Origin of the sequence: Advenella alkanexedens, from assembly GCF_019132845.1 — a bacterium.
Lineage (GTDB): Bacteria > Pseudomonadota > Gammaproteobacteria > Burkholderiales > Burkholderiaceae_B > Advenella > Advenella alkanexedens.
In genome coordinates this window covers 69,704-91,254 of record NZ_JAHSPR010000005.1, presented here as the reverse complement: position 1 = coordinate 91,254, position 21,551 = coordinate 69,704, and the positions used below count along the sequence as shown (strand labels likewise).

Below are 21,551 nucleotides of genomic sequence, written 5' to 3'. Positions count from 1 at the left end.
ACTTAACTGCCCTTCATGACAAAAACTCATAACGAACTTAAAACCGTCCGGGACATGATCCGCTTTGCGGTCTCCCAATTCAACCAAGCCAAGCTGTCTTTTGGCCATGGCTCCGACAGCGCATGGGATGAAGCGGTTTACCTTGTTTTGCATACCCTGAATCTGCCGCTTGATACGCTGGACCCGTTTCTGGATGCGCGTTTACTCGAAGAAGAAAAAAAACGTTGCCTCAAGCTGATAGACCAACGCGTCAAGAAACGGATCCCCTTGGCCTATTTGCTTGGTGAGGCATGGCTGCAAGGACACAAGTTCATTGCCGACAAACGGGTCATCGTTCCCCGTTCGCCCATTTCAGAGTTGCTTTCAGAACAATTGACCCCCTGGGTGATTGATCCTGAAAATACCGCCGATATTCTGGATATGTGCACTGGCTCCGGATGTCTGGCCATATTGGCGGCACTGGCCTTTCCGAATGCCACCGTTGATGCGGTTGATATTTCCCACTATGCGATCCGTCTGGCACACTTGAATGTGGCCATGTATGGCCTTGAAGACCGGGTAAATGTGATACAAAGCGATTTGTTTGAAGCGCTAGGCCAGAAGCAATATGATTTTATTATTTGCAACCCGCCCTATGTAAACAGCACTTCCATGAAAACCTTGCCTGTTGAATACCAGAATGAGCCGGAATTGGCCCTGGACGGTGGAGAGGACGGCATGGCGCTTATCCGCCGGATTTTAAAACTATCCCCCTGCCACCTTAAAGATGATGGTTTCATCGTATTGGAAATTGGCCATGAATATGAAAACTTCATCAATGCCTTCCCGACCCTGGATCCTGTTTTTCTTGAAACGGCAACAACTTCACACTGCATCCTGTTATTGAACCGGTCCCAGTTGCTGACCCTGGAATAAGAAACTTCTTTTTATCTGGATTTATTTTGATTCGCTCTACCGGCCTCACACTAAGACGAGGCACAAAAGTATTATTGGATAACGCCGAATTTGTCATACACCCCGGAGAACGGGTAGGTATCGTCGGTAAAAACGGAGCCGGAAAATCCACCCTGTTTGCCCTGTTACAGGGTGAGCTGGATCAGGATGCCGGTTCGCTAACAATGCCAGACACCTGGCGCATCGCTAGTGTCCGCCAGGAAGTGGTTTCCAGTGACCAGCCTGCCCGGGAATTTGTCATTGACGGTGACACGCATCTTCGTGCCTTGCAGGCTGAACGCGCACAGGTGGATGAACACGATGGCACAAGAATTGCCGAACTGGAATCTGCCCTGATAGAAGCGGATGCCTGGAGCGCTCCCTCACGCGCTGAGCAATTGCTGGCGGGTCTGGGGTTCAGGCCAGACCAATGGATGAATCCGGTCAACAGCTTTTCAGGGGGGTGGCAAATGCGCCTTGCCCTGGCGCGCGCCTTAATGGCACCTTCCGAATTGCTGCTGCTTGATGAACCCACCAACCACCTTGACCTTGACGCCATGCTGTGGCTTGAAAAATGGCTGGCCGCTTACCAGGGTACGGTCGTGCTGATTTCCCACGATACCGAATTTCTGGATGCGGTGGCCAAAGTGATCCTGCATTTTGACCAATGCAAGCTGGTGCGTTACAAAGGCGGCTATGAAGACTTCCTGACACAGCGCGCCGAACGCCTGAAACAGGCACAAATCGCCATAGACCGCCAGGCACGGGAAAGCGCCCGTTTGCAAGGCTTTATCGACCGCTTCAAAGCCAAGGCAAGCAAAGCCAAACAGGCACAAAGCCGTGTCAAGGCACTGGCCCGCATGGAAAAACTGGCCCCACTGCAAATGGAGTCCGGGATCAGCATTCATATTCCCTCTCCGGCCAATATGCCAGACCCGCTTTTGGTGCTGGATAAACTGTCTACCGGCTACACCTGTGAAAATGGCGAACCTAAAACGGTTCTGTCCGATGTCACCCTGATGGTCCGGGGTGGTGCCCGAATTGGCGTACTGGGCGTTAACGGTGCGGGTAAAAGTACGCTTATCAAAACCATTGCCGGCGAGCTGGCACCGCTGGCTGGTCAATACAAGCCGTCCAAAGGGATGGAAATTGGTTATTTTGCCCAGCAACAGCTTGATATGCTGGATCTGGACGCCACGCCCTTGCAGCATCTGGCCCGGATTGCGCCCGATACCCGTGAACAGGAGCTGCGCAACTATCTGGGCGGTTTCGGTTTTGGCGGTGATAGCGTCAATTCCAAAGTAGCCCCGTTTTCTGGTGGTGAAAAAGCCCGTTTGGCCCTGTCATTAATTGTCTGGCAAAAGCCCAACCTGCTTTTGCTTGACGAACCCAGCAACCACCTTGATGTTGATACCCGTGAAGCATTGGCCACGGCCCTGGCTGAATTCAACGGCAGCATGCTGATGGTTTCACACGACCGGCACCTTTTACGCACCACCGTGGACAGTTTCTGGATTGTGGCCGATGGCAAGGTTCAGGAATTTGACGGTGACCTGGAAGATTACCGTGACTGGCTGAACCAGCGTAACCAGGCTGAGCGTAGCGAAGCCCGCCAGGAAGCGGCAGAAAACAACGGCAAGGACAGTATTGACCGCAAGGCGCAAAAACGACTGGAAGCTGAAGAACGCCAGCGCCTTTCAGCCTTGCGCAAGCCTTTGGAAAGCAGGCTCAAGAAAGTGGAAAGCGAGATGATCAAAAGCCAAAAGCGGCTGGAAGAGATTGACTTGCTCATTGCCGATGAGTCTTTTTACGCCGATGAGCGACGCGATGAGCGCGTTAAGGTGCTTAACGAGCATGGAGAACTCAGCAAGCGTCATAATGAGCTGGAAGAGGAATGGCTAATGCTGCAGGAAGAAATAGAAGCACTTGCCGTGTGACAGGCGTTCCCTTGCATACTTTCGTTCCCACGCAGGAGCATGGGAACGAGTACATCCTTCTATACACGCAGATTTTCGTTTTACTCGTTCCCATGCTCTGCGTGGGAATGGAAATCCTTGCACATGCCAGGGTTTGCTTTCAGCGACTCAGGCGTTTACCACCTGCTCCATGAAGACACGGGTTTTTTCTGCTGATTTCACCCCAGGCGCAGACTCTACCCCACTGCTCAAATCAATGGCGTAGGGTTTTACATCCCTGATGAGTTGCTGCACATTACCGGCATTCAGGCCACCGGCAATGATGATTTTTCTGGCTGGCAGAATTTCACGCACTTTTTCCAGCAAAGACAAGTCAAAGGTCAAGCCCGAACCACCATATCCTGCACTGTAAGCATCAAACAAAAAACCGCTGGCATTAGGGTATTTTTGTACCTCTCGGGCAACCGCGTCTGGCGAAAGCAATGAACCCCCGCCAACCCTTAATGCCCGGATATAGGGAAACCGGAACTGCTCACAAAACTCAGCGGATTCATCACCATGAAACTGCAATAAAGTGGGTTTGACATCATGAATGATTTGTTCTATGTCTGCCTGGCTGGCATTAACCACCAGCACCACGGCAGAAACAAAAGCGGGAATCTCGCGACGCAATAAAACAGCCTCTTGCACGCTGACTGCCCGTTTACTGCTGGCATAAACAACCAGACCAATGGCATCTGCACCTGCATCAGCCACCATATGGATGTCTTCTTTGCTGCGCAAGCCGCAAATTTTTACCCGTGTTCTCATAATGAATGTATGTCCAGGATGCTTTTTTTGTAAAAAGCCACAAACTTATTTGAAATTAATTACTTAGACCAGCCGGTGCCTGCACAGAGACTCGAACCCGGCTGGCACTCGGCTTGACAGCTTCTACTTGAAGGCATCGGCAGGACTGGAAAAACCGTCTCCGCCATACGGACTAGGTGAACCGTAAGGATCCGAACCGTAAGAACCGGCACCGCTATCAATAATGATCGTACTTGGATCAACACCGGAGCCCTGCCCTTTGTAGTGCATGACCACATCAGGCCAGTACATGACCAAGGCCACCATCAGCAACTGGATAACAATAAAGGCGATGGAGCCCTTGTAGATATCCCCGGTTGTTACCTTGGTAATCAGCTTGCCGGTTATTTTGTCTATGTAATCATCCTTGGCTGCCACTGAACGCAGGTAAAAGAGGGCAAATCCAAAGGGCGGATGAATAAACGATGTTTGCATATTCACGGCCAGTAACACCCCGAACCAGATCAAATCAATGCCCATGCTTTCTGCAACAGGACCCAATAACGGTACCACGATAAAAGCCAGCTCGAAAAAGTCCAGGAAGAATGCCAGGAAGAAAACGGCAATACTGACAACAACCAGAAAGCCAAACTGCCCACCAGGCAATGACTCAAACAGGTGATGAACCCAGACCTGGCCCCCAAACCCGGTAAAAGTAAGGGTGAAGATGGTTGAACCCACCAGAATAAACACCACAAAACTGGTGATTTTGGTGGTGGTCTCCATAGCCTGTTTCAAAAGATCCAGACTTAACCTGCCCCGCGACATGGCCAGCAAAATGGAGCCAACCGCCCCCATCGCGCCGCCCTCTGTTGGCGTAGCCACCCCGATAAAAATGGTTCCAAGCACCAGAAAAATCAGGAACATGGGGGGAACCATCACAAAGATCACCCGTTCGGCAATACGCGACAGCAAGCCTAAACGAAGAAACTTGTTAACCAGGGCAATCACAAAAGCAATCACGCCCCATAACAATAGGGAAACCACCACTTTTTCATCAACAGGCGCACTCTCGCTGACCAGAATACTGTCCAGATAATAGGCAGCAACAGCGGCAATCAATGTAACCACCAGCAGGGATCCAAGACCCCGGCTGCCATTGGGTTCATTATAAACACGCGCTTCTTCAGGCAATGCGGGTGCTGATGAAGGTTTAATGATGGATGAAATAATAATATATAGAATGTATGTGCTAGTTAGCAAAAAGCCCGGCACAATGGCGCCACGGTACATATCGCCAATTGAACGGCCAAGCTGATCGGCCAGAACGATAAGCACCAAAGACGGCGGGATGATTTGCGACAGGGTTCCCGAGGCGGCAATGACCCCGGTTGCCAGCTTGCGATCATAGCCATAACGCAACATGATGGGCAGGGAAATCAAGCCCATGGAAATGACCGATGCGGAAACCACCCCGGTGGTGGCCGCCAGCATGGCTCCCACGACAACAACGGCAATGGCAAGACCTCCGCGGATGGGGCCAAACAATTGGCCAATCGTCTCAAGCAGGTCTTCGGCCATCCCCGATCGTTCAAGCACAAGCCCCATTAAAGTAAAGAACGGTACCGCCAGCAGGGAGTCATTTTGTACAATGCCAAAAATACGTTCAGGCAAGGCCTGAAGGAAGGCAAAGGTAAACTCTCCCATGAAAATACCCAGCAAACAGTACAAAATACCGTTTGCCGCCAGAGAAAATGCGACCGGAAAGCCTAACAGCAAAAAGCCAATCAGGGTCAGGAACATGATTGGCGGCATGTTATTGATGATGAATTCCATGCTTATTTCGCTCCTGCCTGCTGATCACGTTGTGCTGCTTCACGGGCAATTTCTTCCGCCAGCAACTCTTCTGCTGATTTGGTGTTTTGACGAGCCAATGGATTTGGCCCCTGACCAGTAAGAAAAGCCGCGCATTTTATCAGATGGGAAATACCGGCTAATGCCAGCAATAGAAAACCAAGCGGAATTAACAGTTTTATTGGCCAGCGAACCAAACCACCTGTATTGGAAGACTGCTCCAGCGTCTCATATGACAGCATAAAAAACGGCCATGACAGATAAATAATCAAGCCACAGACGGGAAGCATGAACAGAAACACGCAAACCAGGTCAATAGTGACCTGCGCACGTTCGGACATACGCTGTGAAAGAATATCAACACGTACGTGCTCGTTTTTCAGGAAAGTGTAGCCAGCGGCAAGCAAAAAGATGGCGCCAAACAAATACCACTGAATCTCAAGCCAGGCATTGGAGCTAAGATGAAACACTTTGCGAAAAACGGCATTTCCGGCACTAATCACCACCACCACCAACGTTAACCAGGTAACAAACTTGCCGGTAAAGGTATTGAGTGAATCAATCAGCCGTGAAATGGAAAGTAAAAAACCCATAAAGCTCTCAATTGTGAAACATAAATCTATTGATACCCAGGCGTAAACATCTTGAAAAAGATGCTTGCTGAATATATTTTATAAACCTGCCTCGGATGCATTCGGAGATGCAAGATGATAACTGATTAACCACATCTTGTAAGCTGAGATTAACCCTTGGCACAATTTTAATTTGACAAACCAGAATTGCCATGGAATTTTTTTCACGAAAACATACACCCCGCTTGGGTTTTCCTTAAGACTGAAGTAAAGAAAATAAAGGCTGGTCAATATTGAACTGACTGAATGAATTCAGGCCATATTCTTCGGGGTAATCAACATGAGCCAAATACAAGCCATCTGACATAAAGGTGGGCGCCGCAAATTTGCGATCTTTTTCCTGAAGCAAGGAGGCGACCCACTCGCTAGGAAAACGCCCTTTTCCCACATACACCAAAGAGCCGATAATATTGCGCACCATGTGATGTAAAAAAGCATTGGCTTTTAAGGTAAAGACAATAAAAGTACCCTGCTTTTCTATCTTCAGCAATTCCATGGTTCTGACCGGGCTGGCCGCCTGGCACTGGGATGAGCGAAAACTGCTGAAATCATGCGTACCCACCAGGTGTTCAGCTGCCTTGCACATGGCCTCAAGGTTCAAGGGATGAAAATCCCAGCCTGCCCTGCCGACCCAATGCGGTGACAAGATGCGTTCGTTCCTGAGTACATACACATAAGTCCTGGAACGGGCGGAAAAGCGAGCATTGAAATCCGGAGCCATTTCTTTGGCCCAACGTACCGAAATACTATCGGGCAACAAAGCATTCAGCCCCCTGACCCAGGATTCATCACGACGCACAGCCTGTGTATCTATGTGAACGACCTGGGAAAGTGCGTGTACACCGGTATCTGTGCGTCCGGCACAAATAGTGGGGGTTAACTGCGTTGTGAACTGACGTAATGCTGCTTCAAGTTTATCTTGTACCGTTTGACCGTTTGGCTGGGTTTGCCAGCCATAATAAGGGGTGCCATGATAGGCTACCCCCAAGGCGATCCTTTTTAATGGCGATTCGTTTTGAATATCCATAAACAGGCTTACTTGCTCTCTGGAGAATCAAGGTCAAGATTGATTTTTTCCAGTTTAGCCTTTAATTGTTCATCAGACATCATTTTCGGTTGCTGTGCGGCCTTCTTTTTAAGGACCGCAATCGCCACCGCAGGCACAATGAGCATGACAAGACAAACCGCAATAATCAAGACGGCCGTTTCATTGGCCATCCAGGCTGGTAAATTCATGACTACAGCTCACCAATCGCAATACGCAGCATACGGCGCAAAGGCTCCGCAGCACCCCACAACAACTGGTCACCCACGGTAAAGGCGCTTAGGTACTCAGGACCCATGGACATTTTACGCAATCTGCCAACAGGAATATCCAAAGTGCCGGTAGTTGCAACCGGCGTTAACAATTCCATGGATGCTTCTTTGGTATTGGGCACGACTTTGGCCCACTGTGTACCCTGCTTAAGGATATCGGTGATTTCATCCAGGGGAACATCGCGTTTAAGCTTGATGGTTAAAGCCTGACTATGACAACGCATGGCGCCAATCCGCACACACAAACCGTCGATGCGGACGGGGTCACTACCAAAAGCCTCACCACGGCCAAGAATTTTATTGGTCTCGGCTTCGGCCTTCCACTCTTCCCGAGACTGCCCGTTCTCAAGGTCTTTGTCAATCCAGGGGATCAGGTTGCCGGCCAATGGCACGCCAAAGTTTTCCTGCGGCAGAGCATCATCTTTCTGGGCCGCCAGCAGCTGACGATCAATTTCCAGAATGGCTGAGGCAGGATCGTCCAGCAGGGGTTTAACCGATGCATTGAGCAAGCCGAATTGCGTGATGAGTTCGCGCATGTGTTTGGCACCACCACCGGAAGCCGCCTGGTAAGTCATGCTGGTCATCCATTCAATCAGGTCTTGCTGGAACAAACCGGCCAGACCCATTAGCATGCAGCTGACCGTGCAGTTGCCACCAATAAAGTTTTTAACGCCTTTGGCAAGCGCGGCATCAATTACGCCACGGTTAACCGGGTCAAGTACAATAATGGCATCATCTTTCATGCGCAATGAGCTGGCAGCATCAATCCAGATGCCATCCCAACCGGCAGCGCGCAACTTGGGAAATACTTCTGTCGTGTAGTCTCCGCCCTGTGCCGTCAGAATAATGGGCAGTTTCTTGAGCGCCTCGATATCGTAGGCATTTTGCAAGGGATCTGCGCCTTGCGCCCAGTCAGGTGCAGAACCGCCCGCATTACTGGTAGAGAAAAAAACAGGATTAATAAGATTGAAATCCCCTTCATCACGCATACGCTGCATGAGAACAGAACCGACCATCCCGCGCCAACCGACCAAACCGACAGATTGTGTCATTTTTAACTCACAAAATTTCAAATTACAAAAAATTCAGACAACAAAAGGGACACTGTCACGCTAGTGGATTTCCACCTTCGCAACAAGCCCCTCTTGATTGTTTAAGTGCTTATATTACAACACTATATCAGCTTAATGCTTTCAATACAGCATCCCCCATTTGAGAAGTTGTAACTTTTTCAGCTCCTTCTTCATAAATGTCGGCTGTACGCAACCCTTGTGCCAATACCTGGCGAACTGCCTCTTCAACTTTGTCTGCCGCTGCGGATTCATTTAATGAATAACGCAGCAACATGGCAGCCGACAGAATAGTTGCCAGTGGGTTGGCAATATTTTGACCGGCAATATCCGGTGCAGAACCATGGCTGGGTTCATACAGACCCTGGTTGGACGCATTCAGGGAAGCCGATGGTAACATGCCAATGGAGCCTGTCAACATGGCGGCTTCATCAGACAGAATATCACCGAACAGGTTGCCGGTAACGATCACGTCAAACTCTTTGGGTGCACGAACCAGCTGCATGGCGGCATTATCGACATACATATGGGACAGTGCGACGTCCGGATACTGTTTGGAAACATCAATCATGATGTCACGCCAGAACTGGGAAGTTTCCAGTACATTGGCCTTGTCAACGCTGCATAATTTGCCGTTACGCTTGCGGGCTGCCTCAAAAGCGATTTTGGCAATCCGGCGCACTTCGGTTTCGGCGTAACGCATGGTGTCAAAGCCTTCCTGCTCACCCTTGAAAGCACCATCTTCAGCAGTACGAACGCCACGTGGCGTACCGAAATAAATATCGCCGGTAAGTTCACGGACAATCAGGATATCCAGGCCGGAAACCACTTCTGGCTTAAGGGAAGAGGCATTGGCCAACTGCGGATACAGAATGGCCGGACGCAGATTGGCGAACAACCCCATGTTTTTACGCAAGCCAAGAATCGCCTGTTCGGGACGATGCTCACGTGGCAGGGAATCATATTTCCAGTCACCCACTGCACCAAACAGGATGGCATTTGAATTTTTTGCCAACTCCAGTGTTGAGGGTGGCAAAGGATGCCCGAATTGGTCGTAAGCGGCACCACCAACAGGTGCCTCTTCAAGTGCAATATCAAGGTTAAGCGCAGTGAGCACGCGCACAGCCTGATCTACAATTTCTTTTCCAATGCCATCACCTGGCAAGACTGCAATTTTATAAGTCATGTAAATATCCTGTTATTTAACCAAGCCGGCATTGCCTTCAAGCCATGGATGGCGGGCAAGACGCTCTGCCTCGAATGCCCTGATTTTATCTGCTTTTTGCAGGGTCAGACTGATATCGTCGAACCCGTTCAGCAAACAGTATTTACGGAACTCGTCAATCTGGAAGGACATTTCACGGCCATCAGGCGCAATCACGACCTGACGCTCCAGATCGATACGCAGTTTATAGCCGGAAAAACCTTTAACTTCATCAAACAGGCGAGACACTTCCAGCTCTGACAGCACAATGGGCAACAAACCATTCTTGAAACTGTTATTGAAGAAAATATCCGCAAAAGACGGGGCAATGATCGCCTTGAAACCGAATTGCGTAAGCGCCCAGGGAGCATGCTCACGGCTTGAACCGCAACCAAAGTTTTTACGGGCAAGCAAAATTGAAGCACCTTGGTAACGGGGCTGATTCAAGACAAAATCGGGGTTCAGCGGCCGTTTGCTGTTATCCATGCCCGGTTCGCCATGATCCAGATAACGCAATTCATCGAACAGGTTGGGACCAAAACCGGTACGTTTGATGGACTTCAGAAACTGCTTGGGAATGATCAGGTCTGTGTCCACATTCTCACGGTCCAAGGGGGCTACCAGGCCTTCATGTGTAGTAAAAGCTTCCATTTCGGTTATCCTAATTTTCTGACGTCAACAAAATGACCGGCGATTGCGGCGGCGGCGGCCATGGCAGGGCTGACAAGGTGAGTACGGCCACCCTGACCCTGACGGCCTTCAAAGTTCCGGTTTGAAGTTGAGGCACAACGTTCACCTGGCTCAAGACGGTCGGCATTCATGGCCAGACACATTGAGCACCCTGGCTCACGCCACTCGAAACCGGCTTCAATAAAGATTTTATCGAGGCCTTCCTGTTCTGCCTGTTTCTTGACCAGACCGGAACCGGGCACCACCATGGCCTGGATAACGTTTGAGGCCACATGTTTGCCACGTGCCACCTTGGCAGCTGCACGCAGGTCTTCGATACGGGAGTTGGTACAGGAACCGATGAAAACACGGTCGACACGAACATCCTGGATAGGCGTATTGGGTTTCAGACCCATATATTCAAGTGCGCGCTCCATGCCGCTGCGGCGCACGTCATCTTTTTCCTTGTCAGGATCGGGAATGCGATCTTCGATGGAGAGCACCATTTCAGGTGAAGTACCCCAGGTAACCTGTGGTTTGATATCTTTAGCATTGATTTCAACTACCGTATCAAACTTGGCACCTTCATCAGAGTGCAATGTTTTCCAGTATTTAACGGCTTCATCCCATAAAACACCGGTTGGTGAATAAGGACGGCCACGGAAGTATTCAATGGTTTTTTCATCAACGGCGACCATGCCTGAACGGGCACCTGCCTCGATGGCCATATTGCACACGGTCATGCGGCCTTCAATGGACAGGGAGCGAATGGTGCTGCCGGCAAATTCGATGGCATGACCGGTACCACCAGCAGTTCCAATCACCCCAATAATATGCAATACCACGTCTTTCGCGGTACAGCCAAAAGGCAGCTCACCTTCCACTTTGATGAGCATGTTTTTGTTCTTTTTCATCAGCAGAGTCTGGGTAGCCAAAACGTGCTCAACCTCAGAAGTACCAATACCAAAAGCCAGGGCACCCATCGCACCATGTGTACTGGTGTGCGAATCGCCACACACTACCGTCATGCCGGGCAAGGTTGCACCCTGTTCTGGACCAATCACGTGCACGATTCCCTGACGCAGGTCATTCATGCGGAATTCGGTGATGCCAAAAGTTTCACAGTTTTGGTCCAGGGTATCAACCTGCAATTTGGAAACCGGATCTGCAATACCTTCTGCCCTGTCTTTGGTGGGTACGTTGTGGTCAGCCACTGCCAGGTTGGCGCTTAAACGCCATGGTTTGCGCCCGGCAAGCGTCAAACCCTCGAAGGCCTGTGGACTGGTTACTTCATGCAACAATTGACGGTCTATGTACAATAAACAAGTACCGTCTTCTCCTTGGTCTACGACATGGGCATCCCAGAGTTTATCGTAAAGTGTTTGCGCCATTTTTTTCTCCGCACAACTAAATGAATAGCTTTGTTGGGTTGACAAAAACCTTTTCATCAACATTGACAATAATTATCGCTGATTGTCAGCACTTAACAAGCTCATTATTTATACTAGTATTGATACTACTATAAATAAAATATTCATCACTCATACACAAGGCACCGGGTCTTGCGCATTCAACAGTCTCTACCCGTCAAACTGTTGCAAAACAATCACATAGCTCAATCTTATAGGTAAAACCCGCCTGTTTTTCCAGATTGACAGCATGTCATAATGCACAGGTAAATTGCAGATAATAAATTTTTTTTCATATCAGACAAAACACCTTTCATCAATCACGCACTTTTCGGAGTAAAGCCATGCGCCAGACACCCGATCTTTCCCATTTTTGGATGCCCTTTACCGCCAATAAAAACTTCAAGGCGGCACCTCGCCTGCTCAAGGCGGCTAAAGGCATGTATTACACGTCTATCGATGATCGACAAATACTGGATGGCTGTGCCGGTTTATGGTGTGTGAATGCCGGGCATGGCCGTGAGGAAATAACCCAGGCCATGATTGAACAAATTAATACACTTGATTATGCGCCCGGTTTCCAGATGGGGCACCCCATCGCGTTTGAAGCAGCCCAGGCAGTCGCCGAGTTCATGCCAGAGGGAATCAACAAAATTTTCTTTACCAACTCTGGTTCGGAAGCTGTGGACACGGCCCTGAAAATCGCCCTGGCCTATCATCGAGCCAACAACGAGCCAACCCGCTCCCGCTTGATTGGCCGTGAACGCGGATATCATGGGGTTGGCTTTGGAGGCATTTCAGTCGGTGGCATCAGCGCCAATCGAAAAACCTTTTCCAATAGCCTGCTGCCCCAGGTCGATCACTTGCCCCATACACACCATCTGGAACACAATGCCTATAGTAAAGGACAACCTGCCTGGGGCGCACACCTTGCTGATGAGCTTGAAAATATCATCGCCCTGCATGATGCCTCCACCATTGCCGCAGTCATTGTGGAACCCATTGCCGGCTCTACAGGGGTGTTGATTCCACCCAAAGGTTATCTGGAACGATTACGTGAAATCACCCGTAAACATGGCATTTTATTGATCTTTGATGAGGTCATTACCGGCTTTGGGCGCTTGGGTACGGCCACTGCCAGTGAATATTTTGGCGTCACCCCCGACCTCATCACCCTGGCCAAAGGCCTTAGTAATGCCGCTGCACCAGTGGGTGCGGTAGCTGCCCACGAAAACATTTACAACACGATCCTCAATCATTCCGCAGGAGGCATCGAACTCTTTCACGGCTATACTTACTCGGGACACCCCCTGTCTGCTGCCGCTGTCAAGGCAACCCTGGAACTGTACACAAACGCGCGTATTTTTGAAAATGCACAGGCAATGAGTGGCGTATTTGAACAGGCCGCACATGCCTTGAAAGGCTTCCCGCATGTTTTGGACATACGCAACCTTGGCCTGGTGGCGGGTATCGAGCTAAAACCGAGGGAAGGAGCCCCAGGCGCCCGAGCCGCTGAAGTTTTCCAGAAATGCTACGAACAAGGGGTCCTGCTGCGTTACACCGGCGATATTATTGCCATTTCGCCTCCGCTCATTATTAATGAAGAGCAAATCACACAGATATTCAATGTCCTTGGCAATGTCCTGAAACAAGTGGATTAAAAATCCATCATCAATCATCCATAAAGCTGAACGGAGCAGATTTTTCCAGCAGCAGCCAGACTTACCTCTGGCTGTTTTTTTACTTATCCGGTAAAGTATCATCTGTTACGGTTTTATCCGTTACACTAAGCCAGACAACAAAACGCAGTACCATGCAGGAAAACCCTTATTCGCTTTTTTCACAGAGACCCCCTTATAATGGTTGCGTTTTCAACTATAAGTTCAAACTCTTTTTAAATTTATTCAAACGCATGACAACACTGAACGAGACACATAATCCCCAACTGCAAAGCTGGGTTGAATCAGCCAACATCCCCGGCAACGGTTTTCCCATCCAGAATTTGCCTTTTGCCTCTTTTCGCAAAGCTGGCTCACAAGAGTCCTTCCGTCCTGGTGTTGCCATTGGTGATCAAATCGTTGATCTGGCCGCACTGGCAAACCTGAACCTGTTTGAAGGCAAAGCCCAAGAGGCCCTGAATGCCTGCCGTGGCACTCACCTGAACGAACTGATGGCCCTGGGCCAGGAATACTGGTCTGCATTACGCCTGGCCCTGTCACGCGCCCTGCGAAGCGGGTCTGATTTGCAAGCCAGCATCCAGCCACTGCTGGTTCCCCAGGCCGATGCCGAATACACCACAGCGGCAAAAATTGGCGATTACACCGATTTTTATATTTCTGTCCATCACGCCACCGCTGTTGGCAAACAATTCCGTCCCGACAATCCTTTATTACCCAACTACAAATGGATTCCCATTGGCTACCACGGACGCGCCTCCAGCATTGGTGTATCGGGTCAGCAATTTCATCGTCCGGTTGGCCAATTGCGTCCTGCCACCGAAGGCGGAAAGCCCGAACTCAGCCCTTGCAAACGTCTTGATTACGAACTTGAACTGGGTGTCTTCATTGGCAGTGGCAACGAACTGGGTCACCGCATCAAAATAGAAGATGCCCCCAAACACATCTTTGGCCTGTGCATTCTGAATGACTGGTCTGCCCGCGATTTGCAAGCCTGGGAATACCAGCCACTGGGTCCATTCCTGGCCAAAAACTTTGCCAGCACGATTTCTCCGTGGGTCGTTACCACCGAAGCCCTGGCTCCCTTCCAGACTGCTTTCTCTCATCCCGCTGAAGACCCTCAGCCCCTTGAGTACCTGAGCTCTGAAGAAAACAGCAAGGCCGGTGCCTATGATCTGAAACTGGACGTTCTGATCAGCACCGAAAAATCGCGCAGCAGCAATCAGCAACCGGCAAAACTGGCCAGCAGCAACTTCAAGGATGCCTACTGGACCATTGCCCAAATGGTTACACACCACACTGTTAACGGCTGTAATCTGCAACCCGGAGACCTGCTGGGCTCAGGTACCCTGTCGGGCCCCAACCCCGAAGAGGCGGGTTCCTTGCTGGAAATGAGCGAAGGTGGGAAAAAACCCATCGAGCTGCCCTGGGGTGAGAAACGCACCTTCCTGGAAGATGGTGATGAAATCATTATCAAAGGCGTTTGCCGCAAAGAAGGTTATCCCGATATCAGCCTGGGTTCTGTGTCTGGAACCGTGCTGAAAGCCTTGTTCTAATCGCGCTTTCAAATGAAAAAGGACGGTATTCAAACCGTCCTTTTTCATTGACTGCCAATAATGGTCTGCAACCGGCAATTAGCAGCGATAAGCCCGCTGCCTGAGTGCGTGATCGATTAAAACCAGTGCCAGCAAAGCCTCGGCAATTGGCGTTGCACGAATTCCCACGCAAGGATCGTGCCTGCCCAAGGTTTGCACCATGACCGGCTCACCGGCCTTGTTCAGCGATTTTCGTTCAATACGGATACTGGAGGTTGGTTTGATGGCCAAAGACACCGTAATATCCTGACCGGTAGAAATACCACCCAGAATACCCCCCGCATGATTGCTTAAATAACCATCAGGCGTCAATTCGTCACCATGCTCGGAACCGCGCTGGGCCACAGACTCGAAACCGGCTCCGATAGAAACCCCTTTCACGGCATTCAATCCCATCATGGCATGGGCAATATCGGCATCAAGGCGATCATAAATGGGTTCGCCCCAGCCAGCAGGCAGGTTTTGGGCCACCACTTCTATGCGTGCCCCAATAGAGTCACCATCCCGTCTCAATTCATCCATGTAACTTTCCAGCTCGGGAACCAGGCTTTGGTTAGCCGCAAAAAACGGATTATTGGCAACATGGTCCCAGGAATCGAAAGGAATTTCGATAGGACCCAACTGGCTCATGTAACCACGGATAAGCGTGCCGAATTCTTGTTTAAGCCATTTTTTGGCCACCGCACCGGCCGCCACCGTGGGCGCGGTCAAGCGGGCTGAGGAGCGTCCGCCCCCCCGCGGGTCGCGAATACCGTATTTTTTCCAGTAAGTGACGTCTGCATGACCAGGACGGAAGGTATCCGAAATGGCCGAATAATCTTTGCTGCGCTGGTCCTGATTACGAATAAGCAGCCCTATGGGTGTGCCTGTGGTTTTACCTTCATAAACACCCGACAGGATTTCCACCTGATCGGGTTCCTGGCGTTGAGTCACGTGCCGTGAAGTCCCGGGCCTGCGCCTGTCCAGTTCCAGCTGGATATCTTCCGCTGACAATTCCAGACCGGCCGGGCAGCCATCAATAACACAACCAATGGCCGGTCCATGCGACTCGCCAAAATTGCTGACCGTAAAAATTTTTCCTAATGTATTACCTGACATTTTATTCTCTTATCCAAATTTTTTTATTTCTGCTGTTCATGTATCTTACTCAAGAAGAACAGCTTACCGCAATCTCATTGGCCCAATCGGGTGGCAAGGCGGCAAATTGCTCCATGCCCGCGTGTTCCACAAACGGGTTTCTTAACACCGTTAACAGGTTTTCAATGGTGGCCGGATTTTTACGCTTGGCATCCCAAATCGCCTTTTCGGCCAGATAATTTCGCAACACATACAAGGGATTCACCGCGTTCATGCCATCCACCCGTTCTGCTTCGTTTCCTGAAATACCGGCGATACGCGCCTTATATTGCTGCAACCATTGCTGCGCGGCAGATTTGTCAGAAAAAAGACCCAGAAAACGGGAGTCGTCGTGCATGACCTCAGACAAATACCTGAAACTTAAAGTGAAATCAGCCTTTTGGGCATGCAGCATCTGCCACCACTGTTCCAGCAGTTGTTCATCATCTTCCTGCCATTGCACCAGCCCCATTTTGCGTATCAATTTCTCACGGAAAGTGGCGGTAAAAACTGGCTCATAGCGATCAAGACATTCGGTAAGCGCCTCTTGGGGAACTCCCAATGAGACAAAGCAATTGGCCAAACGGTATAAATTCCACAAACCTACTGATGCCTGTTGATTCCAGGCATACCGTCCTTCGCTATCAGAGTGGTTGCAAATATGGTTGGCCTGGAAGCCGTCCATGAAGCCATACGGACCATAATCAATGGTTAAGCCCAAAATGGACATGTTGTCGGTATTCATGACGCCATGACAAAACCCGACACACAGCCAGTCTGCCATGAGTACGGCGGTACGTTTGATGACGCTATCAAGGAAACCGCACACCATGGCCGGCAAATCGGCATCGCTTTGTGCCACCTTGACTTCATCGGCAAAAAAATGACTGACCACATAATTCAGCAACTCACGCAACAGGTCTGGACGGCGATTGGCATACCAGTGCTCGAAAGAACCAAAACGGACAAAGCTGGGGGCCACCCGCGTGACGATGGCGGCTGTTTCGGTGGTTTCACGATAAACCGGATCATCAGACTGGGTAATGCATAAGGCCAGCGTGGTGGGAATACACAGACCCACCATGGCGGCACTGGCCAGATATTCACGCACTGAAGAGCGTAAAACGGCGCGACCGTCTCCCATACGGGAATAAGGAGTAAGCCCGGCACCCTTTAACTGCAACTCCCAGTCGCAGGGCTTACCAGTGTCATCGTGCCCTGCCACGGCACCCAGCAAATGCGCCCTGCCATCACCCAGCTGCCCGGCCCATACGCCAAACTGGTGACCACTGTAGACGGCAGATAGGGTGACACCACCTGGCAATGGTGCATTACCGGACATGATTTGCAGGAACTCATCACTTTCGGTTTGGGCTTTATCAAGACCCAGCAAGCCTGCCACATCGTTATTGACATGCAACAGGGATGGATTATTCAGACCACGTGGCTGCAGCCGGGTATAAAACTCGGGTGACAGTTGGGCAAAACTATTACTGACCGGCAATTGGGCAAACATATTTTATTTACCCTGTTTCTTGGTGGCACGGGCCACTTTCTTGGCCGGGCGAACGTATAGAATGGCACTTGCAAACACAAGCAATGAAAGCAGGGTTTCAGCCATGCCCAGATACATTGAGGTGGTACTTATATCGGAATACCAACGCACGGTGCCCTCCATAATATAAAGCAGGACCAGCATGGAAGACCATTGCATGGTGTATAAATTGCCTTTATAAACACCATATAGGGGGAAAATAAGCGGTAAGGCTTTCAGGACATAAATACTGCCCCCCGGCACCAGCGGGTCAAGCACCAGCTCCCATAGCACGCATAGCAGCAACAAAGCCAACAGACTGGCAAAACAAATATAACGATAGACCGGGTTCAGCGTGACCATCATGGGATGGTTGACAGAATAAACGGGGCTATCAGGTTCTGGAGAAGAAATTACAGGTGCTGGCACAAAAATACTCAATCATCATGTGGACGTTAATTACTGTATTATAAGCGCAGCCTGACTTAAAGGACGGTGATAATCTTGTTATACTGCCTTTAAATTGGCCACCTCCCTTACTTTTTCATGAAAACCAAAGACAAGCAAAACTATCTGGATCAGGAAGAGCACCTGGAGCAAAAGCAGGAAGCCCTGGAAGTACAAGAAGAACAGGAGCAGCTTTCCCAGTTCACCCGGCAATCCCGGTTGCTGTTTTACAGGGACGCCGTTCTGTTTGCTTTTACCCGACTGATGCGTGACAATCTCACACAAGTTGCTTCCAGTCTGACATTTACCACCGTACTGGCCATTGTTCCCCTGCTGGCGGTTATCCTGTCCCTTTTCACCGCCTTTCCGCTATTCACCGACTTCAAGGAATCACTGGATGCCTTCCTGACCAACAATCTTATGCCTCCCTCGATGTCGGAAAACATCATGAGTTACCTGAATACGTTTGCCCAACAGGCAAGCCGGCTGACTACTATCGGGGTGGGTTTCCTGATTGTTACCTCCATTATGCTGATGATGACGATAGACGAGGCCCTGAACAAAATATGGCATATCCGTCGACAACGACCAATTTCCCAACGTATCCTGGTTTATTGGGCCATCCTGTCACTGGGCCCCATCATGCTGGGTGCCAGTCTGTGGACAACAGCCTTTCTGGCCCGGGAAAAATTTGGCCTTACCGATGATCTTTCACTGTTAAGCAGTATTCTGGTTTCCTTGATCCCCATTCTGCTGTCAGTCATTGGCTTTACCTTATTATATTTGGTCGCCCCCAATGGCAAGGTTGCCTTAAAAGATGCCCTGATCGGTGGCTTTACCACCGCTCTTTTGCTGGAAATCATGAAAGCCGGCTTCACTTATTACATTACCCGCTTTCCTTCCTATACGCTTATTTATGGTACTTTTGCCACGATCCCGCTTTTTTTATTATGGATTTACCTGTCCTGGCTGGTTGTGTTGTTTGGCGCCTCGGTCACGGCCATTGCCCCACAAATCCGGCTTGGCAGCTTCCAGCACAATATTCTTCCAGGCACCCGGTTTATGGCTGCCATTCGTGTTTTACGTCTGCTTCATGCCACCCGTGATGACAATCCACCCGGCCGAAGCACTGCCTTTCTTGCTTCTTCGCTAAAAATCAATCAGGACGAGTTGCCCGAAGTATTGGATCCGCTACAGGCAATGGGTTACATCGTTAACACAACGGGCAAAAGATCTGAACGTTGGGCACTGGCCAGCAGTGAAAAGGCCAGCCTAACGGCTCTGTCCAATTATTTTCTGTTTGACCGGCAAGCCAACCCTTTACATGACGAACCCGAAATCCGCGAGGCCATTCCCGCACTCATTCTGAGCGACGATAGTGTCAAATTGGGCGACATCATTAAAAAACCATAAAGAATCCAAGACAATGCCAGTATTCAATACACCTAGGTATTAATACTGGCAAAACCACTGTTTCCATGTCGCCCTGCAGCCATACGCGAAAATTTAACTTTAAAAGACCCCTTGTATGGTGTACATTTCTATATATCAAATTTCATTTATTACCGTAAAAGCAGCTAGGTCCGTTTAAGCGGCTTTCAAAAGCACTTAAATTATAAAAATACAGCTGGCAAGTATCAGGGAGAGCAATATGTTGAAAATCAGTGAAGTTCTGCGCGTTAAAGGCAATACGCTTTATACCGCCACACCAGATCAAACCGTTGCCCAGGCAATTGAAACCATGAGCATTCATGATATTGGCTCTTTGGTTATTATGGAACAGGGCCAACTGGCCGGGATGCTTACATTCCGTGAGATCATCCGCCATCTTAGTGACAACAACCATCAGGCGGGTAACACTACCATTCGGAAAATCATGGATGATGCGCCCGTTAGCGTTTCACCCAATACCAATGCCAATGAAGTACAGCGCTTAATGCTTGAGCATCATGCCAGGTATGTGCCTGTCATGGATGGTCCTACCCTGCTGGGTGTGATTTCTTTTTACGATATGGCACGCGCCATTCTTGAGGCACAAAAATTTGAAAACTCCATGCTCAAGGCCTATATTCGTGACTGGCCCTCAGGCACACCGGAAGAAGAATAAGCATTAACCGGATTTTCAGACAATCTGTTACCACAAGAAACTCGAAACTCGTTCCCAAGCGAAACTCGTTCCCACGCTCCAGCGTGGGAATGCAGCTCTACCCACGTAGACGTCCCCACGCAAGAGCATGGGGACGAGAATTTTCTTCAGACTACTCTACCAAACCCAAACCATTCAAAGCGCCCAGGCTCTTGGGCCATTCACGGTTACGCGCATGTTGCAATAAAATACGTGCCCAGGCAATCCATGCCTCCCAGGCAATCCGCTTGTCCCAGGCCAGGCCCCATGACTGCAAGGCTTGCAAACCGGCCAAAGCCTGTGTCTCGGCCGTTTCAAAATCACCACCAGTCAGTGCCAACTGTGCCAATAACAAACGCGGTTCACCCACATAGGGGTTATGGTCTATCACCGACTCAAGCATGAGCCTGGCCGTGACGCTTTCGGTCAAGGGATGCATGCGGGTAATTACCTGCCAGTATAAGGCCGCGGCTGCCGCTTCATCCTTGCGCTCAAGTACGCCCTGCCCTTGCCGGAAAGCGGGTGGAACAGGGATCCCGGTATCTGTTGGCATTGCCTGCAATATATTGACCAGACGTGACAGCATATGCAAAATATTGGCTGGCGGTTTCAATGGTCCTGGCCACATGGAAGCGACCCAATGCGGTGCCAGCTCGCGTTTTTGCTGATAAGGATAACCGGAAAAAATTTCATCCTGCCAGCTATGCCATTGCTCGCCAACATCTGCCACCGTCATCACTATAAAAGCGGCTACCTGGCGTGGTGTGAGGTGAGTGATTTCACCCTTGTCATCTTCCAAATCAAGGCCTTCAGGACCTGTTCCCTGTCCATCCAGCACCGCCTGAACAAAACGGGTGCGTGAGATGGCACAAAACAGACTCACCCATGACTCTGCTTCCTCACCAATCAGGTCTCGTAGTGTTGCCCGTTCCTTTTCACGATTGAACAAGGTCAGATTGACATACTCATTGCCATATACACTATGAAACAAGCCAAGCATCCGTACTTCCCTGGGCTGCTCCCACAGACATAAAGCACGATACACCCCCAGCAAATGATGTTTAAAGGTACCGGCCTTGTGCCAATCCTCACTGGCACTGCGTGCAAACAGCACTTCAAGCAACTGGGGCAAATCGGCATCAATCGCTGCATAATTGTCAGCTAACAGATCAGGAACATAACGATGCAATTCGGGTAATGACATAAGCCTTTCACTCAATTAATTAAAACTACCTGAATGGGTAATTGTATAAGCAAGGATTTTA

Annotated in this window: 19 protein-coding genes; 6 read left to right on the top strand and 13 right to left on the bottom strand. The window is 49.9% G+C overall.

The genetic code is table 11. The features are described 5' to 3' along the window. The first annotated feature begins 15 nt into the window (after positions 1-15). Positions 16-915, top strand: a complete 900-nt coding sequence (gene prmB, locus KU392_RS08025; protein ID WP_169294538.1) for a 50S ribosomal protein L3 N(5)-glutamine methyltransferase — start codon at positions 16-18, stop codon at positions 913-915. 26 nt (positions 916-941) lie between these two features. Continuing rightward, complete coding sequence (locus tag KU392_RS08020) at positions 942-2,870, top strand: ATP-binding cassette domain-containing protein (RefSeq protein ID WP_217735046.1); 1,929 nt, start codon at positions 942-944, stop codon at positions 2,868-2,870. A 147-nt stretch (positions 2,871-3,017) separates the two neighbouring features. Here the strand turns inward: KU392_RS08020 and KU392_RS08015 are convergent, their stop codons facing one another. From KU392_RS08015 to leuC, 9 genes are all read right to left on the bottom strand, one after another. After that, positions 3,018-3,659: a phosphoribosylanthranilate isomerase gene (locus tag KU392_RS08015; protein ID WP_169294540.1), complete on the bottom strand. Its 642-nt coding sequence runs from the start codon at positions 3,657-3,659 to the stop codon at positions 3,018-3,020. A 123-nt stretch (positions 3,660-3,782) separates the two neighbouring features. After that, a complete protein-coding gene (locus tag KU392_RS08010; RefSeq protein WP_217735045.1) occupies positions 3,783-5,474 on the bottom strand; it encodes a TRAP transporter large permease in 1,692 nt (563 codons plus the stop codon). Between the two features lie 2 nt (positions 5,475-5,476). After that, a complete protein-coding gene (locus KU392_RS08005; protein ID WP_169294542.1) occupies positions 5,477-6,085 on the bottom strand; it encodes a TRAP transporter small permease subunit in 609 nt (202 codons plus the stop codon). 235 nt (positions 6,086-6,320) lie between these two features. Further along, positions 6,321-7,151 carry a tRNA pseudouridine(38-40) synthase TruA gene (gene truA / locus KU392_RS08000; RefSeq protein WP_217735044.1) on the bottom strand — a complete coding sequence of 277 codons (831 nt, stop codon included), beginning with the start codon at positions 7,149-7,151 and terminating at the stop codon, positions 6,321-6,323. An 8-nt stretch (positions 7,152-7,159) separates the two neighbouring features. Beyond that, a complete protein-coding gene (locus tag KU392_RS07995) occupies positions 7,160-7,360 on the bottom strand; it encodes a hypothetical protein (protein WP_169294544.1) in 201 nt (66 codons plus the stop codon). A gap of 2 nt (positions 7,361-7,362) precedes the next feature. Next, positions 7,363-8,493, bottom strand: a complete 1,131-nt coding sequence (gene asd, locus KU392_RS07990; RefSeq protein ID WP_217735043.1) for an aspartate-semialdehyde dehydrogenase — start codon at positions 8,491-8,493, stop codon at positions 7,363-7,365. 127 nt (positions 8,494-8,620) lie between these two features. Continuing rightward, positions 8,621-9,697: a 3-isopropylmalate dehydrogenase gene (gene leuB / locus KU392_RS07985; RefSeq protein ID WP_217735042.1), complete on the bottom strand. Its 1,077-nt coding sequence runs from the start codon at positions 9,695-9,697 to the stop codon at positions 8,621-8,623. Positions 9,698-9,709: 12 nt separating this feature from the next. Further along, a complete protein-coding gene (gene leuD, locus KU392_RS07980) occupies positions 9,710-10,366 on the bottom strand; it encodes a 3-isopropylmalate dehydratase small subunit (protein ID WP_169294547.1) in 657 nt (218 codons plus the stop codon). A 5-nt stretch (positions 10,367-10,371) separates the two neighbouring features. Continuing rightward, the gene (gene leuC / locus KU392_RS07975; RefSeq protein ID WP_169294548.1) at positions 10,372-11,775 is read right to left on the bottom strand and encodes a 3-isopropylmalate dehydratase large subunit; all 1,404 of its coding nucleotides are present in this window, start codon (positions 11,773-11,775) and stop codon (positions 10,372-10,374) included. 362 nt (positions 11,776-12,137) lie between these two features. On the opposite strand from leuC, the gene aptA reads away from it, so the two are divergent. Then, positions 12,138-13,454 carry an omega-aminotransferase AptA gene (gene aptA / locus KU392_RS07970; protein WP_169294549.1) on the top strand — a complete coding sequence of 439 codons (1,317 nt, stop codon included), beginning with the start codon at positions 12,138-12,140 and terminating at the stop codon, positions 13,452-13,454. Between the two features lie 251 nt (positions 13,455-13,705). Further along, positions 13,706-15,025, top strand: a complete 1,320-nt coding sequence (gene fahA / locus KU392_RS07965) for a fumarylacetoacetase (RefSeq protein WP_217735041.1) — start codon at positions 13,706-13,708, stop codon at positions 15,023-15,025. Positions 15,026-15,103: 78 nt separating this feature from the next. Here fahA and aroC read toward each other — a convergent pair whose 3' ends face one another. Genes aroC through KU392_RS07950 form a run of 3 tightly spaced genes read right to left on the bottom strand, consistent with a single transcriptional unit; the run spans position 15,104 to position 18,080 of the window. Further along, positions 15,104-16,162 carry a chorismate synthase gene (gene aroC, locus KU392_RS07960; protein ID WP_217735040.1) on the bottom strand — a complete coding sequence of 353 codons (1,059 nt, stop codon included), beginning with the start codon at positions 16,160-16,162 and terminating at the stop codon, positions 15,104-15,106. A 49-nt stretch (positions 16,163-16,211) separates the two neighbouring features. Beyond that, positions 16,212-17,696: a protein adenylyltransferase SelO gene (locus KU392_RS07955; RefSeq protein ID WP_217735039.1), complete on the bottom strand. Its 1,485-nt coding sequence runs from the start codon at positions 17,694-17,696 to the stop codon at positions 16,212-16,214. Positions 17,697-17,699: 3 nt separating this feature from the next. After that, positions 17,700-18,080, bottom strand: coding sequence for a DUF2069 domain-containing protein (locus KU392_RS07950; RefSeq protein ID WP_169294706.1), 381 nt, complete (start codon positions 18,078-18,080; stop codon positions 17,700-17,702). 180 nt (positions 18,081-18,260) lie between these two features. Between KU392_RS07950 and KU392_RS07945 the strand changes: the two genes are divergently transcribed. Next, entirely contained in the window at positions 18,261-19,574 is a 1,314-nt protein-coding gene (locus KU392_RS07945) for a YihY family inner membrane protein (RefSeq protein WP_217735038.1), read from the top strand. A gap of 238 nt (positions 19,575-19,812) precedes the next feature. Continuing rightward, positions 19,813-20,268 (top strand): CBS domain-containing protein, encoded by a 456-nt coding sequence (locus KU392_RS07940; protein WP_169294554.1) that lies wholly within the window; start codon positions 19,813-19,815, stop codon positions 20,266-20,268. Positions 20,269-20,419: 151 nt separating this feature from the next. Here the strand turns inward: KU392_RS07940 and KU392_RS07935 are convergent, their stop codons facing one another. After that, the gene (locus KU392_RS07935; RefSeq protein ID WP_217735037.1) at positions 20,420-21,490 is read right to left on the bottom strand and encodes a DUF6817 domain-containing protein; all 1,071 of its coding nucleotides are present in this window, start codon (positions 21,488-21,490) and stop codon (positions 20,420-20,422) included. Positions 21,491-21,551: the final 61 nt, after the last annotated feature.

What these genes read in the sequence shown, in the direction of transcription:
- prmB (WP_169294538.1), top strand. Translation starts at nt 16, where the DNA reads ATGACAAAAACTCATAACGAACTTAAAACCGTCCGGGACATGATCCGC.
- KU392_RS08015 (WP_169294540.1), bottom strand. Translation starts at nt 3,659, where the DNA reads ATGAGAACACGGGTAAAAATTTGCGGCTTGCGCAGCAAAGAAGACATC.
- KU392_RS08010 (WP_217735045.1), bottom strand. Translation starts at nt 5,474, where the DNA reads ATGGAATTCATCATCAATAACATGCCGCCAATCATGTTCCTGACCCTG.
- KU392_RS08005 (WP_169294542.1), bottom strand. Translation starts at nt 6,085, where the DNA reads ATGGGTTTTTTACTTTCCATTTCACGGCTGATTGATTCACTCAATACC.
- truA (WP_217735044.1), bottom strand. Translation starts at nt 7,151, where the DNA reads ATGGATATTCAAAACGAATCGCCATTAAAAAGGATCGCCTTGGGGGTA.
- KU392_RS07995 (WP_169294544.1), bottom strand. Translation starts at nt 7,360, where the DNA reads ATGAATTTACCAGCCTGGATGGCCAATGAAACGGCCGTCTTGATTATT.
- asd (WP_217735043.1), bottom strand. Translation starts at nt 8,493, where the DNA reads ATGACACAATCTGTCGGTTTGGTCGGTTGGCGCGGGATGGTCGGTTCT.
- leuB (WP_217735042.1), bottom strand. Translation starts at nt 9,697, where the DNA reads ATGACTTATAAAATTGCAGTCTTGCCAGGTGATGGCATTGGAAAAGAA.
- leuD (WP_169294547.1), bottom strand. Translation starts at nt 10,366, where the DNA reads ATGGAAGCTTTTACTACACATGAAGGCCTGGTAGCCCCCTTGGACCGT.
- leuC (WP_169294548.1), bottom strand. Translation starts at nt 11,775, where the DNA reads ATGGCGCAAACACTTTACGATAAACTCTGGGATGCCCATGTCGTAGAC.
- aptA (WP_169294549.1), top strand. Translation starts at nt 12,138, where the DNA reads ATGCGCCAGACACCCGATCTTTCCCATTTTTGGATGCCCTTTACCGCC.
- fahA (WP_217735041.1), top strand. Translation starts at nt 13,706, where the DNA reads ATGACAACACTGAACGAGACACATAATCCCCAACTGCAAAGCTGGGTT.
- aroC (WP_217735040.1), bottom strand. Translation starts at nt 16,162, where the DNA reads ATGTCAGGTAATACATTAGGAAAAATTTTTACGGTCAGCAATTTTGGC.
- KU392_RS07955 (WP_217735039.1), bottom strand. Translation starts at nt 17,696, where the DNA reads ATGTTTGCCCAATTGCCGGTCAGTAATAGTTTTGCCCAACTGTCACCC.
- KU392_RS07950 (WP_169294706.1), bottom strand. Translation starts at nt 18,080, where the DNA reads ATGATGGTCACGCTGAACCCGGTCTATCGTTATATTTGTTTTGCCAGT.
- KU392_RS07945 (WP_217735038.1), top strand. Translation starts at nt 18,261, where the DNA reads ATGAAAACCAAAGACAAGCAAAACTATCTGGATCAGGAAGAGCACCTG.
- KU392_RS07940 (WP_169294554.1), top strand. Translation starts at nt 19,813, where the DNA reads ATGTTGAAAATCAGTGAAGTTCTGCGCGTTAAAGGCAATACGCTTTAT.
- KU392_RS07935 (WP_217735037.1), bottom strand. Translation starts at nt 21,490, where the DNA reads ATGTCATTACCCGAATTGCATCGTTATGTTCCTGATCTGTTAGCTGAC.